This window comes from Bacteriovorax sp. HI3 (assembly GCF_059738875.1).
On record NZ_AP026946.1, the window covers coordinates 3,844,379 to 3,858,964 of the forward strand.

The following is a 14,586-nucleotide window of genomic DNA, read 5'->3' on the forward strand; positions in this document are numbered from 1 at the left end:
TTAAAATTATTTTCCAGCCTTAATTTGAGCAGCTTTTTCGTAAACCATATCAAGACCACCAACTAGGTAGAATGCTTGTTCTGGTAGATCATCTACTTCACCGTTAAGGATAGCTTTGAAAGCTTTAATCGTATCGTTGATTTCAACGAACTTACCTTTCAGACCCGTGAACTGCTCAGCTACGAAGAATGGCTGAGAAAGGAATTTTTGTACCTTTCTAGCACGTCCAACGATTAGCTTATCTTCTTCAGAAAGTTCATCCATACCAAGGATCGCGATGATGTCTTGAAGTTCTTTATACTTTTGAAGAATCTTCTGAACACCGCGAGCAACGTTATAGTGCTCTTCCCCAACGATAGCTGGAGTTAAGATCGAAGAAGAAGATGAAAGTGGATCTACCGCTGGGTAAATTCCAAGCTCAGCAATCTGTCTTGAAAGTTCTGTTGTTGCATCCAAGTGGGCAAACGTCGTAGCTGGAGCTGGATCGGTATAGTCATCCGCAGGAACGTAAACGGCCTGGATAGATGTAATCGAACCATTAACAGTCGATGTAATACGCTCTTGCATAGCTCCCATCTCTGTACCAAGTGTTGGTTGGTAACCTACGGCAGATGGAATACGTCCTAGTAGCGCTGATACTTCAGATCCAGCTTGAGTAAAGCGGAAGATGTTATCAACGAAGAAAAGTACGTCTTGGTTTTCTTCATCACGGAAATATTCCGCCATTGAAAGACCAGTTAAAGCAACACGTGCACGAGCTCCAGGTGGCTCATTCATTTGACCGAATACCAGTGCAGTTTTTGCAATTACACCAGACTCTGTCATTTCGTGGAAAAGGTCGTTCCCCTCACGAGTACGCTCACCTACACCTGCGAATACTGAGTATCCACCGTGTTGAGTAGCGATGTTGTTAATTAACTCTTGAATAAGAACCGTCTTACCTACACCGGCACCACCGAAAAGACCGATCTTTCCACCGCGAACGTATGGAGCTAGAAGGTCAATAACTTTGATCCCTGTATAGAACTGCTCTAGTTTTGTAGATTGCTTATCGAATCCAGGAGCTGGTCTGTGAATGTCGTAAGTTTTCTTAGCGCCGATCGGACCTGCTTCATCAACTGGCTCCCCGATTACGTTAATAATTCTTCCTAAACACTCTCTTCCAACAGGAGCTTGAATCGCTTTTCCTGTATCAAGAACTTTTAGTCCTCTTGATAGACCCTCTGTAGAATCCATCGCGATACAACGAACCATGTTGTCCCCTAAGTGTTGAGATACTTCAACAGTTAGGTTCCATTCATCTTTCGAGATCGTCTTGTTTGTTAACTTGAGAGCGTTGTAGATCGCTGGAATTTTCCCGTTAGAAAATTCAACGTCTAGTACCGGTCCCATTACTTGCTTTACAACACCGTAATTTTCAGACATTGGTGACCCCTTAACCTTTCAGAGACTCAGCACCAGACACTACTTCAGATAACTCTGTCGTAATCGCTGCTTGTCTCAGTTTATTCATCTTAATTGATAACGTTTTAATTGCTTTTTTACAGTTCGAAGAAGCCGAGTCCATTGCGCTCATTCTCGATCCGTGCTCAGCTGCTACTGCATCTAAAAGAGCAGTGTATAGCGTGCTGATATACGTTTGAGGAATAAGAGTGTCCAGGATTTCTGTAGGATTTGGATCGTACTTGAAATCGAATGGAAACTTCTCTTTTAACTGTTCTTTCTCAGCCACATCTAATGTCATTGGTAAAAGTTGTTTTACCGTTGGATCAAATGCGATAGCTGATTGGAAAACGTTGTAAGCTACGTAAACGTGGCCCACTTCAGCCGATTTAAACATCTCTGAAAGCTCAACACCAACTTGTTCCATTTCAATGAAAGTAGGTTCAGACTTGTTGAATGTATAAGTCTTTCCCTTGTTGTATGTCGCTGCCAGAAGATCTCTAACCTTTTTCCCAATGAAGTAAATTTTTACATCTTGATTTGTTTCATCAAGAAATCTTCTAACTTTCTTAGCAAGTTGTGAGTTGTACGAACCGCAAAGACCTTTATCAGAAGAGATAACAAGAAGGATGGCCTTATTGTTGTCTTTCTTTTCATTTAAAAACTCATTGTCATAGCTTTGAACAAGAGCAGAAACCGTTTTAATTGTTTCTTCAAGTTCGCGAGCGTATGGACGAGAGTTCAAAATGTTGTTTTGAGCTTTCGCTAATTTTGCGGCCGAAACGAGCTTCATCGCTTGCGTGATTTTAGAAGTACTTTTGGTACCCTTAATCTTCTTTTTAAGCTCTTTAATATTCGCCATTGTTAATAATTCCTAAAATTAGTTTTTTAGTATTTCTTAGTTGCTAGGAAGCCTTTAACCGCTTCAAGAATTTTTGCTTCTTGATCAGCTTTGATTTCTTTTGCAGCAGAAATTTCTTTCATCGTATCGCCATGTCTTGAGTGTAGGAACTCTAGAACGTCTTTTTCAGCAACTCTAACTTTTGGAGTTGGAACAACGTCGAATAGACCTTTTGTAGCTACAAGAATTGCAACTGCTTGGTCGATAACGTCAGCTGGAGCGTATTGATCTTGTTTTAGAAGTTCAACTAGTCTCTCACCTCTGTTTAGCTGTCTCTTAGTCGCTTCATCAAGGTCAGATCCGAAAGCAGCGAAAGCTGCAAGTTCACGGTACTGAGCAAGGTCCAGACGAAGTGTACCAGCTACTTTTTTCATAGCTTTAATTTGAGCAGATCCACCTACGCGTGAAACTGAAAGACCAACGTTTACAGCTGGACGGATACCAGAGTTGAAAAGATCCGACTCTAGGAAGATCTGACCATCAGTAATCGAAATTACGTTTGTAGGAATGTATGCAGAAACGTCACCTTCCTGAGTTTCAATAACTGGAAGTGCTGTTAATGAACCAGCTCCTAGTTCGTCGTTAAGTTTACATCCACGCTCAAGAAGTCTTGAGTGAAGGAAGAATACGTCCCCTGGGAACGCTTCACGTCCTGGTGGACGACGAAGAAGAAGTGACATTTGACGGTAAGCTTGTGCTTGTTTTGTTAAATCGTCATAAATGATAACTGCGTGACGGCCGCTGTCTCTGTAGTACTCACCCATTGTACAACCAGTGTATGGAGCAAGGAACTGCATTGGAGCAGAAGAAGAAGCAGTAGCTGAAACGATGATTGTGTACTCAAGAGCACCAGCATCTTTTAGCTTTTGTTGTACTTGTCTTACTGTAGATTGTTTTTGTCCAATTGCTACGTAAACACAAACTACGTTTTTACCTTTTTGGTTGATGATTGTATCGATAGCGATTGCTGTTTTACCAGTCTTACGGTCACCAATGATAAGCTCGCGCTGACCACGTCCGATTGGAATCATAGAATCGATAGCTTTAAGACCAGTTTGAAGTGGTTCGTGAACTGATTTACGAGCGATGATCCCAGGAGCCTTAAGTTCAACTACGCGAGTTTCTTTTGTCTTGATTTCACCTAAACCGTCGATTGGCTCTCCGATTGCGTTTACAACTCTTCCTAGAAGAGCGTCCCCAACCTTTACCTCTACGATTCTTTCAGTTCTCTTTACAGAAGACCCTTCTTTAATCTGAGTGTCTTCCCCAAGAATGGCGATACCTACGTTATTAGTTTCTAAGTTAAGAACCATTCCTGTTGTGCCCGATTCGAACTCAACAAGCTCACCGTTCATTACGTTTTTAAGACCGAATGCTCTCGCGATCCCGTCCCCAACAGTTAGTACAGTTCCTACTTCATCTACTTGAAGTCTAGTTTGAAAGTTTGAGATTCTTTCTTTGATAATACTTGTAATCTCTTCTGGATTCATTGCCATTTTCTACCTCTTAGTCCTTTTTATTGGGCTATTATGAATTTAAAACACTGTCTTTAAATTGTTCTAGTTGGTTTTCTAGAGATGCATCTAACTGAAGATCTTCTACAGTTACTCTGTATCCCGCTGTTACGTTCCCTGATTTTTTATATTCAAGGATTGCTTCTCTTCCAAGTTTTTGCTGTAGATAAGCTTTTAGCTTCTCTTTAACTTCAGCTGGAATTGAATCTTCAGATCCTTCGATTGTTCCTCTTAGGAATCCTTTCTTATGATCGTCGATAACGATTGCATCTTTGAAGATCATTGGCATTAAACCAATTCTTTGCTCTTGAACAAGGAATTGCATGAAGTTTACTGTGATCTGAGATAGACCAAGTCTCTTCATTACTTCATTTAATACACCTAGTTTTTCTTCTGCTGTAAACACTTCAAGGAAAAGAAGTGTTTCAAGATCGTTACTCTTGTTAATTGCTTCTGTAAGCTTTGTAAGTTCACCAACCAGGTCTAACTTTAGCTCTTCGCCAAGTTCAACGATTGATTGAGCATAAGCTTTTGCGATGATTTGTTCTTTCATTGGCTAGCTACCTATCTTAATGCTGAAACAATCTTAGATGTAGCGTTCTTTTTCATGTCGCCAGATCCATTGATTGTTTGCTGAGTTTTAGCAATTACGCTGTTAAGTAAATCTTCGTTAAGTTTTTCAACAAGTTCGTTTTTCTCGCCTTCGATTTTATTTTCATAATCTCTTTTCGCACGAGCAATCACTGATTGAGTTTCTTCCGATTGAGTTGTGATGAAATTAGCAACATCACTCTCATAGTCTTTTTGAATTTTTGAAAGTTCGCTTGGAAGGTTGGCCATTTTACCTTGAAGAGTTTTTAGTTTCTCTTCTGCGTCTTTGTTCTTTTGAGCTGCAGACGTCATTAGGCTTTGGATGTCAGCTGCTTTTTTATCGAACATATCTTTCATCGGCCCTTTTAATTTCCACACAAGGAAACCAACAAGTACGATGAAGTTAATAGCTGGGTACATTAGGTCTTTAATTGATGGTTCGTGATGAGCACCTTCACTAGCGGCCATAGCCACGCTGCTCATGATGATGAACATAAATGAATAAATAGCTTTAACTTTCATTTAATTCCTTACTTAGTTAATTTTTCTACGAGATTGTTAGATAGTTTTTCAGCTTCTGCCATAACTGCAGTTCTTTTCTCAGCAATTTCTTTTAGAAGAGTTGATCTCTTAGCATCATAGTCTGAGCTCATCTTCTCTTCAGCGCCGTTAAGAATTTCTTTTTCTTTTGCAAGAATTTCAGCTTTTTTCTTTGAAGCGATTGCTTGTGAATCTTGGTGAGTTTTTTCTACTGAACCTTTGTATTGCTCAGCTAGGCCTTCTGCTTGTTTGTAGATGTGGTGAGCGTGTGATTCTAACTTTGTTGTCTTGCTCTCGCGAAGATCTAAAACCTCTTGAAGCTTCTTGAACAGAAGTGGTGCAATGATGTTGAAGAAAACGACGAATAAAGCAAATTGGACAAGGAAAGTAGCATCGATCTTAAGTGAGTTTAAAATAGTGACAATCGTGTTCATGGTTATGAAAACCCCGTTTTCTTTTTAGCAATAAAATATTTATTGAATTGAACTGATAATTTTTTCCACTAATTGATAATGTTTTAGCGGGTTTTCGTCAAGGTAATTTAAAGGTTATACGCTTTTATCGCGCACTAGGTCTGAGTGTTTTTTTTATCGCGCATTTTAGTCGTTCCGTGGAAAATAACGCCCTCTTCCACAATAAGACTTGGTGTAGTGATAATGCCTTCAAAACGGGCAGGCTTAAGAATTTCAACACGTGAGCTCGCTTTAATGTTCCCTTTTACGGAACCGGCGATGATGATAATGTTTGCGTTAATATCTGCGTTAATGACAGCGCCTTCAGAAATGACGACTGTGTCGTTAGAAAAAACTGAACCGTTGACGATCCCCGCAATTCTGGCCGTGCCGTTGAAAGAGAGATTTCCTTCAAACTTACACCCTTCTTCGATAATTGCTGAAACTTCTCCGCGACGTCTTTCCATAACGATGCTTCCTCAAATAAAAAGTGGTCCCATAGGACCACTTCATTAGTTCATGTAATTCAATTCTACTTTGAAAGTAGGAACTCATAAATATCGTTAAATTCTGCCTCATTAGAGAATTTAAGCGAAATAGTCCCCGATCCATTTTTCCCACTCGTAAGCGAGTAATGGAATCCTGTTTTTTGCTCAAGAGACTTTCTAAATTGCTCAAGTTTTTCATCGAAAAATGGATTTTTTCTAGAGTCTTTCTCTTTAAGCGGTTTTTTGGCCTTTAGGGCCTGTTCTAATTCACGGACTGACCATGACTTAGCGACAGCTTCGTTAGCGAGTCTAATGGCATCCTCGCGCTCTTTAACAGAGGCCAGGATTTTAGCGTGCCCAAACGATAAAACTTCTTTCTGAAGAAGATCAATAACTGGTCTTGGAAGATTTAGTACGCGAAGGAAGTTCGCTACTGTTGATCTTTCTTTACCCAACTTTTTTGCTACGTCTTCTTGAGTAAGTTTGTATTCGTTCATCAGTTGATAGTAAGCAAGAGCTTCTTCAACACAGTTAAGGTCAGAACGCTGAACGTTTTCAATGATCGACATGATCATCTTCTCGCGGTCAGTAGCTCTCTTCACTACAACTGGAACTTGTTCTAATCCAATTTTTTTCGAAGCGCGAAGTCTTCTTTCTCCGGCCACAAGTTCATATTCACCGTTTTCTAATTCAGCAACGATTAGCGGCTGAATGATTCCGTTTTCTTTAATCGATTCTGCAAGCTCTTCCAGATCTTTTTCTTTGAAGATTTTTCTCGGCTGATTCGGGTTAGTTTTAATAGCTCCGATATCAACTAACAGAGGAGTGTTCTCTACTCTGATTTCGATTTCTTTTTCCACCGGCACAGCTGGAGCATTTTCATTTCCAAAGTGTGCGTTGTAAGTGTTATTCACTACTGGAGCAGGTGCTGCGTCCTGAAGAAGTGAAGCGATTCCTTTACCTAATGCAATTTTTTTTGCCATTGTATTATTCCTTATTGTTCAAAAGCTGGTGGTTCATCGAAGTTGATTTTTTCAAGGTCCGGAATCGAACTCATGATTAAATCTTCCGCTGGTTTTTCTGACCCACTTTCTTTTACTGGAGCTGAAGTTCCCTTCGTGCGCTCCTTAAGAATAATTTCCTTGGCCAATGCTAGGTAGGCTTCACTGCCCTTTGATTCAATATCGTAAAGAATGACTGGTTTTCCGAATGAAGGACACTCAGCAAGTTTTACGTTTCTTGGAATGATTGTTTTGAAAACTGTATCACCGAAGTGAGTTTTAATTTCTGTTGCTACTTGCTTATGTAGACCTGATCTCGAGTCAAACATAGTAAGAAGAATTCCATCTAATTCCAGGTTTGGATTTAGAGATGTTCTAATTAAGCGAACAGTATTTAATAACTGTGCCAGACCTTCCATTGCTAAATATTCAGTTTGCATTGGAACAATATAAGAGTGAGCTGCGTTTAGTGCGTTCACTGTTAAAAGTCCTAGAGAAGGAGGACAGTCGATAATGATGTAATCGTAATCTTTATCTACTGATTGAAATGCAGTTTTTAATTTTGATTCGCGAGCAAACAAGCTCACTAATTCGATTTCTGCTCCTGAAAGGTTGTTATCAGAAGGACAGATATCAAAATATGGAAGTTCACTGTGGTAAATTGCTTCTTTAAGATCAATTTGTCCGATAAGAGCGTGATAAATATTTTTTCCAGCAAATGTTTCTTTTGCTAGACCAATACTAAGACTTCCGTTTCCTTGTGGATCGAGGTCGATTAGTAGAGTTCTTTTCTCAGCTACTGCTAGACACGCCGCAAGATTAACTGATGAAGTTGTCTTACCTACGCCACCTTTTTGGTTCATCATCGCAATAATTTTAGCCATTTATGGATCCCCTTTTTGACTATTTAGACGATATTTATATCTTTTTTTTCACTTAAAGTAACGATGAAAGTTTAATAATTTTTTCAGTCGTCATTGTTCCACGTAGAACTTTTCTATTCTTAAATCCTAACAGGATGCGTCCTTCTGTTCCTGGCACATCGTATGATTTTTCTTCAATCATCTCCCAATCTTTTTCCAGAAGATCTTCGATATCTTCTAGCTCGTAAAAGTTTGGACCCTTATAGAAAAATACGTAAACCGTTTTGCTTGTGCGGATCAGTGGAAGATAGTCCGCCACTTTTCCCACGGCCTTGAAGGTGATCATGGTGTCGACATCAAAGTCAACAGTCTCTAGGCGTTGATGTTTTAGCTGGGCGTTCTTTAGTCCAAGGGTGTCAGCAATTTTTTGAACGACCTGTGCTTTTTTTGCGCGGGCATCAAATCCTAAGAATTTTTTATCTGGATTAGTGAAGGCCAGAGGCAGGATGGGAAACCCTCCCCCAAATCCGACATCAACCAGGACTTTTGTTTTTTCCAGGCAGTTTTTAAAAACCTTGCTCTCTGTCTCTGGAAGGACTGAGTCGATAATCTGTTTTTGGTAAAACTCTTCCGGCGAGTCGATTCTTGTTAAATTGATCCCGGCAAACTCACCCGTTAAAAGATCGAGGTACTTTTTAGCGAATTCTTTCATTTTTTATCCTAAACCAGGTTTCCGGCCACGTATGCTAAGGTAGCGGGTCTGATTCCTTCAATTCTTTGCAATTGACCGAAAGTTTCCGGCCTAATTTGTTTGATTCTGAGTTTGCATTCAAAAGAAATATTTTTAGAGTCAGCCAGGACTTCCCAGTTGATCTTCTTCTTGCTCATGCGGTTAATCTTCTCACTTTCGATTACTGCTCTATCAATATAGCCTTCATACTTCGCGGCGATTGCCACAGTACGAACAACATCCGGGTGAAAAGAAGCGCCCATTCTTAATGATTCATCCCCTAGTACGAAAACCGGGTTCAAGTTCGGACGACGAAGAAGTTCTTTAAAGCTGATGTTTGATTCGAGAGATCCATAGCCTTTTTCTGCAAAGTGAGCCTTGTCTTCTTCCGAAGTCGCATAAAACATCGTTGAATCGATAAGTTTTTCTAGAATTTCCACCTCATCAAGGATGCTTTCTTGGAAAAAATCTAAATTTCCAGCTAGGCCAAGCGCCTTTCTGTATTTATTCATTCTTTGAATTGTATTATCCTCTCTCACGTAAAGACGGTTTTCCGATCTCGCAGTAAAGAGTCTATATGGTTCATCTCTTTTATTTGTGACTAGATCTTCGATCATGACCCCAATATAAGAGTCATTTCTATCTAAAATGAGCGGCTCTTTTCCTAAAAATGCCAAAGAAGCATTAATTCCAGCAATAATTCCCTGCCCTGCCGCCTCTTCATACCCAGAAGTCCCACAAACTTGTCCAGCAAAGTACAATCCAGGAATAGACTTGTACTCCATTAAGCGAGAAAGTTCAGACGTATCGACAACATCGTACTCAACGGCGTAGCCGTGAACGAGAATTTTAGCTTCTTCTAGGCCAGAAATAGTTCTAATAAAGCTTTCCTGGACATCTTTTGGTAGCGAAGTTGAGACTCCGTTAGGATAAATTGTCTCTAAATTCAATCCCTCTGGCTCAACAAAGACATGGTGAACGTCTTTTTCAGTGTAACGGAAGGCCTTATCTTCAATGGAAGGACAATATCTAGGCCCAATTCCCTTAATTTGCCCGTTAAAAATGGGAGATCTCTCTTTGTTTGCACGAATAATGCTCAAAGTTTCCGAATTAGTTCTCGTTAGATACATTGAAATCTGCTGAGAGTTTCTATTGAATGGCTCACTCATCGAGTGAAAGTTTCTTGTCCCCGAATCACTCTCTTGTGGCTCCAGCTTAGAATAATCGATCGTCTTTCTATCGATTCTTGGTGGAGTTCCCGTTTTAAATCTATTTGGAAGTGTCTTGATCTCGGCGAAAAGGTCATTTAATCCCACCGACTGCTTACACTCTACTCTTCCACCCGCAGTTTGCTCTTCACCCGTATGGAGTTTTCCATTGAGGAAAGTGCCAGTCGTCACAACGACTTTTGCAGAAGAAAAAGTCTCTCCTTCTTCCGTTGTAATGATAAATCTGCCGTCATTTGTTACGGTCTTTACCATCTGGCGAATGATCGTAATATTTTCTCTCGAAGAAAGAAGCTCTTCGGCGTATTTTGTATAAAGCTCTTTATCAACCTGGACTCTTGTCGATTGAACGGCAAAGCCTTTCGACTCGTTCAAGGTCCTATATTGAATGCCGGCTTTGTCGGCGACAATTCCCATCATTCCGCCAAGGGCATCGATCTCTCGAACCACTTGCCCCTTACCCACTCCACCGACGGCTGGGTTACAAGGAGTCGAAGCAAGACTTGCTCCGGGACCAGAAATCAGTCCGACCTTTAGTCCGAACTGCGATGAAATCCATGCGGCTTCACTACCTGCGTGACCGCCACCAATGATCAAAATATCGAAAGACTTATTCATATTGAATGTTCCACGTAGAACTTTTTTTAGTGTTTTTTATTAATACAAATGATGCGGAATGTGTAGGCGGAACTCTTAAAATTAAGAAAATAAAAATACCGTGTATTTTTTCCGCCTACTTCCCAATACAAAAATTCGCAAAGATTGAATTAAGTACATCATCCGGAGAGACAATTCCAATGAGCTCCGTAAGCGAATGCCCCAGGATATTAACCTCTGAGGAGAGAATTGCGACGTCATCTAACCCATTGATATTATTTGAAAAATCCACAGATTTACTATAAATTTTATTGATTACCGTACGGTGTCTCTCAAGTAATATCGGGTTGTTAGCCGTCATTTTTTCAAATTTTTGATGAATGTGGGCCTTCAAAAGTGGTTCTATAGGACCACTCTTTACGAAGTTGGGATGCGGCCCTGTCAGGCCTGGTTCTATAGGACCATTATTTTTTGAAACTGGTTCTATAGGACCATTCTTTTTCGAAACTGGTTCTATAGGACCATCGTTTTTCGAAACTGGTTCTATAGGACCACTCTGTGCGAAGTTGGGATGCGGCCCTATCGGGCCTGGTTCTATAGGACCGTTTTTTGCCAAAAGTGGTCCCATAGGACCAGAAATAGTAAGTGGTTCTATAGAACCAAAGTCTCTATTTTCAAATGTAGCTTTTGCAATATTTTTTGTCTTAATAAGAGAGAAATCTATCCCCTTCACTCTCTCGAAAAAATCACTTCTATCAGAGTGAGAAACGATTAAAAAATCGAAATCAACATCTGTAAATTTCTTCAAATATTCAGGATTAGTTTCGTAAGGATTTACGATCAAAATTTTGTAAAAAGCGCGGGCCAAAATACCCATGGCCCTATCAATTCCGATGTTCTCGATCACGTCACTCGATTCGCGAATTCCGGCCGTATCTACCAGCTTAAAATTGGTCCCATCGATATGAATCACTTCAGAAACGTAATCGCGAGTGGTCCCAGCGATATTTGAGACAATAGAACGGTCGTGTTTTAGAAGAATATTAAAAAGGGAGCTTTTCCCAGCATTGGTCTGCCCTACTAAGACAATTTCCGGAGCCAAAAGAGAAGAAACATTTCCCTCTGTACGGGTCTTCAGTGCAGAAATCAATTTAAAGAATTTACTGAATGAATCCTGAAATAACTTTTGAGTTTCCTCTGCCCCGACATCCTCAGAGAAATCTATTGAAATTTCCACTGCGGCCTTCAATTTTAAAAAGGCATCATAAAGGGCCAGGTATTGGGCGTGCAAATCACCTTGCAGAATATCTAAACCTTGCGAAAGCATCAGGCTTGAGTTCGCATTCAGGAGCATATCCAAACCTTCTACTTGAGAGAGGCTCAATTTTCTATTTTTTAAAGCACGGTAAGTGAATTCTCCCGGATGGGCCGCGCGGAAATCTCCATTTTTGATGAAAAGATCAAGAATTCTTTGAATATTGAGCTGGTTTCCGTGGACCGATAACTCCAGGACGTTTTCCCCGTTGTAACTCCCCCCTTCTGGAAAAAAAACCATAAGCCCATTGTCGTAGACTTTTCCATCCAATTCGATGTTCGTCAGGTGAGACATGCGCGGTTTAACTTTTTCGAGGGAGAATGAGAAAAATTTTTGAAGATCGAGGAGTTTTTTGAAACCAGTAAGTCTGATAACTGCAATTGCAGTATTGGAACTAGTTCCAGTACTGCAAGCAATTATAGGTTGATCATCGGTAAAAAAATTCATAAGGCTTCATATACTATGAAAACCTAATCGGCCATCTTGTAAACGATCATCTGTTGGAAAATACCTACAGTCGTCGATACGAAAATGTATAGCACAAGACCTGCTGGAAGCCCTTTCATAATGAAAGCGAAGATTACAGGCATGAAAAGCATGATCTTAGCTTGTGTAGGGTCCATAGTCGTTGTTGGCGTCATCTTTTGTTGTGCGAACATTGCTCCGGCCATTAAAAGCGGAAGAACGTAGAATGGGTCATGTAAACTTAGATCGTGAATCCATCCGTAGAATGGAGCGCCTACAAGCTCTACAGCACTATAAAGAACGCGGTAAATAGCAAAGAAAAACGGCATTTGAAGAAGTAATGGAAGACACCCTGATAGTGGGTTAGCTCCGGCTTTCTTAAACAGGTCCATTGTCTCTTTTTGCATTTTTTGCGGTTCATCTTTGAACTTTTCTTTGATCTTTGCCAGTTCAGGTTGGATCGTTTGCATCTTTTTCATCGACTTAAACGACTTGTACTGAAGAGGGAAAGTGATTAGACGGATAAGGATCGTTACAAGAATGATCGCTAGACCGTAGTTCGGGATAAATTTGTAAATGAACTGAAGTGCTCTTAACATTGGCACTGCAAGGATCGCGAAGAATCCAAAATCTACTGCTAATTTAAGGTTATCCCCTAGAGCGATTAGCTCATCATAGTTCTTCTTAGTGAAAACCAGGTCTCCTGAGAATTCTTTAGAAGCATTTGGGATTTCAACTAACATCTGCCCTTGCTCAGTTGTCTTATAACGAGCTGGAGTTTCTTTTGGGAAAACGAAAGCAAAAAGGTGGAAGTTATAGTCAGTTCCTAACCAGTTTACGTTTCCGTCGTTTTCTTTATCTTTTGAAACTTCAATTGTTTTTACATCTTTTGTTAGCACTGAAAAGTGACGGATTTGTCCGCTGTCAGATTTCATTGGACGAGCATCGAAAATTAGGCGGTATTTGAACTCTTTCGGTGAAGAAAGTTTTACGTGAACACGTCCGTTTTCCTTAATGAAAGCTTCAAAAGTTACACCAAAATTTTGGTTTGTTCCTACGATTTTATTAGGACCTTGCTGTTCCATTTGAAAAAGAAGATCTGTTGCTCCGTAGTCTGTTACCACTTGAAGTTTCAGAGGAGCTGGAGAATCTGTAAGTGATTTGAAATCAAAAACCGAATTAGGGTTTTTCATATCAGTCACTGTTAAATCATTCGTAAGTGTGAACTCATATTGGTCGCGCTTAAGAGTGAATGGTTGAATTGTAATTGGTGCAGCTGGTGTTGTAGCCGCTGCTGTTCCAGCTGATAGAGTTGCCGGATTTTCTGTCTTCGGTTGCTCTTTTAAATCAGTTGTCGTTGCTACTGGTTGAGTCGTTACTGCTGCAGGAGCAGGTGCTTTTTGAGCGAAATAATACTGCCATCCAAAGAGGACGATCCCCGAAAGAAGGACAGCGATAAACGCACGTTTTTGGTCTTGGTTGAACATGAAATTAACTCCAAAATAATGATAGACGTACTACTTCTCTGGTACGGGATCATGCCCGCCATCACAGAAGGGATGACATCTACTAATTCGACGTACTGAATACCATACTGCACGCTCTATTGGAAACTTCTCGAAACATTCTTTTGAATATTCCGAACAGCTTGGATAGAAGCGACATTTAGGGCCAAGTAGTGGTGAAATAAAATAGCGGTAAAAACGAATCAAACCAATAGCAATAGACTTCATCAGTTGCTCCTTAGTTTTTCATCTTCTAAAAAGCTAAAAAATTCGCGCAAATTCTTGTGTAAAACTTCTTCTTTTGTCTCGGTAGATTCAGGAAGAAGATTTCTCGACCAGGAAACAACAAATAAAATGTCATAACCTAAAAATTTATAAGGAGATGTTCGATAAAATTCTCGAATCAAACGCTTCAAGCGATTGCGATCGTGAGACTTGCCGATTTTTTTAGGAATAGAGAGACCGATTCTTGATAAATTGAAAGAATTCTTTTTGTAGTAAATGATAAGTGAGGCTTTTTTATAAGAAGAAGAGCCGACCTTTAATTCTTCGAAATCACTGGCCGATAGCAGTCGAAATTTTTTTTCGAACTTATTATCGGCCACAAGATATTACTTAGTGCTTGAAGATACCGTTAGGCGAGCTCTACCTTTTGCTCTACGAGCATTTAGTACGCTTCTTCCACCTGGGCTTGCCATTCTTTTAAGAAACCCGTGTACTCTTAATCTTTTTAACTTCTTTGGTTGCCAAGTTCTTTTGCTCATACAGCTATCCTTCTTCTATGCTTGATAAATAAATGGAGAGATAGGAATATATGTTCTTTATCAAAAGGTCAATAATAAACAACGCGCGTCACGTGTAAGAAAATGTAAAATTATGTTTTATTGCTGACAACTTTGGGGCCATGCTACAAAATCGACTCGCATTTCACACACACGGTATTTCGGAGTTAATA

Annotated in this window: 16 protein-coding genes; all 16 read right to left on the reverse strand. The window is 40.1% G+C overall.

Annotated features, from left to right (window positions below):
• Positions 1 to 6 precede the first annotated feature (6 nt).
• The 16 genes from atpD to rpmH all read right to left on the reverse strand — a co-directional run bounded on the left by atpD (position 7) and on the right by rpmH (position 14,395).
• A complete protein-coding gene (gene atpD, locus AC6JA8_RS19150) occupies positions 7 to 1,425 on the reverse strand; it encodes a F0F1 ATP synthase subunit beta (RefSeq protein WP_497975200.1) in 1,419 nt (472 codons plus the stop codon).
• Between the two features lie 10 nt (positions 1,426 to 1,435).
• A complete protein-coding gene (gene atpG / locus AC6JA8_RS19155; RefSeq protein ID WP_102245415.1) occupies positions 1,436 to 2,305 on the reverse strand; it encodes an ATP synthase F1 subunit gamma in 870 nt (289 codons plus the stop codon).
• A gap of 26 nt (positions 2,306 to 2,331) precedes the next feature.
• Positions 2,332 to 3,840: a F0F1 ATP synthase subunit alpha gene (atpA, locus tag AC6JA8_RS19160; RefSeq protein WP_497975201.1), complete on the reverse strand. Its 1,509-nt coding sequence runs from the start codon at positions 3,838 to 3,840 to the stop codon at positions 2,332 to 2,334.
• 31 nt (positions 3,841 to 3,871) lie between these two features.
• The gene (locus AC6JA8_RS19165; RefSeq protein WP_497975202.1) at positions 3,872 to 4,411 is read right to left on the reverse strand and encodes a F0F1 ATP synthase subunit delta; all 540 of its coding nucleotides are present in this window, start codon (positions 4,409 to 4,411) and stop codon (positions 3,872 to 3,874) included.
• Positions 4,412 to 4,422: 11 nt separating this feature from the next.
• Positions 4,423 to 4,971 (reverse strand): F0F1 ATP synthase subunit B, encoded by a 549-nt coding sequence (locus tag AC6JA8_RS19170; protein ID WP_497975203.1) that lies wholly within the window; start codon positions 4,969 to 4,971, stop codon positions 4,423 to 4,425.
• Between the two features lie 8 nt (positions 4,972 to 4,979).
• Complete coding sequence (locus AC6JA8_RS19175) at positions 4,980 to 5,423, reverse strand: F0F1 ATP synthase subunit B family protein (RefSeq protein WP_497975204.1); 444 nt, start codon at positions 5,421 to 5,423, stop codon at positions 4,980 to 4,982.
• 134 nt (positions 5,424 to 5,557) lie between these two features.
• Entirely contained in the window at positions 5,558 to 5,908 is a 351-nt protein-coding gene (locus tag AC6JA8_RS19180; protein ID WP_102245420.1) for a bactofilin family protein, read from the reverse strand.
• Between the two features lie 65 nt (positions 5,909 to 5,973).
• The gene (locus AC6JA8_RS19185) at positions 5,974 to 6,912 is read right to left on the reverse strand and encodes a ParB/RepB/Spo0J family partition protein (protein ID WP_497975205.1); all 939 of its coding nucleotides are present in this window, start codon (positions 6,910 to 6,912) and stop codon (positions 5,974 to 5,976) included.
• Positions 6,913 to 6,923: 11 nt separating this feature from the next.
• A complete protein-coding gene (locus tag AC6JA8_RS19190; protein ID WP_497975206.1) occupies positions 6,924 to 7,814 on the reverse strand; it encodes a ParA family protein in 891 nt (296 codons plus the stop codon).
• A 52-nt stretch (positions 7,815 to 7,866) separates the two neighbouring features.
• Complete coding sequence (locus tag AC6JA8_RS19195; protein WP_497975207.1) at positions 7,867 to 8,505, reverse strand: 16S rRNA (guanine(527)-N(7))-methyltransferase RsmG; 639 nt, start codon at positions 8,503 to 8,505, stop codon at positions 7,867 to 7,869.
• Positions 8,506 to 8,513: 8 nt separating this feature from the next.
• Positions 8,514 to 10,367, reverse strand: a complete 1,854-nt coding sequence (mnmG, locus tag AC6JA8_RS19200) for a tRNA uridine-5-carboxymethylaminomethyl(34) synthesis enzyme MnmG (protein WP_497975208.1) — start codon at positions 10,365 to 10,367, stop codon at positions 8,514 to 8,516.
• Positions 10,368 to 10,482: 115 nt separating this feature from the next.
• On the reverse strand, positions 10,483 to 12,108 hold the full coding sequence (locus tag AC6JA8_RS19205) for a tRNA modification GTPase (protein ID WP_497975209.1): 1,626 nt from the start codon (positions 12,106 to 12,108) through the stop codon (positions 10,483 to 10,485).
• Between the two features lie 23 nt (positions 12,109 to 12,131).
• On the reverse strand, positions 12,132 to 13,613 hold the full coding sequence (gene yidC, locus AC6JA8_RS19210; protein ID WP_497975210.1) for a membrane protein insertase YidC: 1,482 nt from the start codon (positions 13,611 to 13,613) through the stop codon (positions 12,132 to 12,134).
• Between the two features lie 30 nt (positions 13,614 to 13,643).
• Entirely contained in the window at positions 13,644 to 13,859 is a 216-nt protein-coding gene (yidD, locus tag AC6JA8_RS19215) for a membrane protein insertion efficiency factor YidD (RefSeq protein WP_497975211.1), read from the reverse strand.
• Complete coding sequence (gene rnpA, locus AC6JA8_RS19220) at positions 13,859 to 14,236, reverse strand: ribonuclease P protein component (RefSeq protein WP_102245428.1); 378 nt, start codon at positions 14,234 to 14,236, stop codon at positions 13,859 to 13,861. Before rnpA ends, yidD begins: the two co-directional genes overlap by 1 nt.
• Before the next feature lie 6 nt (positions 14,237 to 14,242).
• Positions 14,243 to 14,395, reverse strand: a complete 153-nt coding sequence (gene rpmH / locus AC6JA8_RS19225) for a 50S ribosomal protein L34 (RefSeq protein WP_102245429.1) — start codon at positions 14,393 to 14,395, stop codon at positions 14,243 to 14,245.
• Between the last annotated feature and the right edge of the window lie 191 nt (positions 14,396 to 14,586).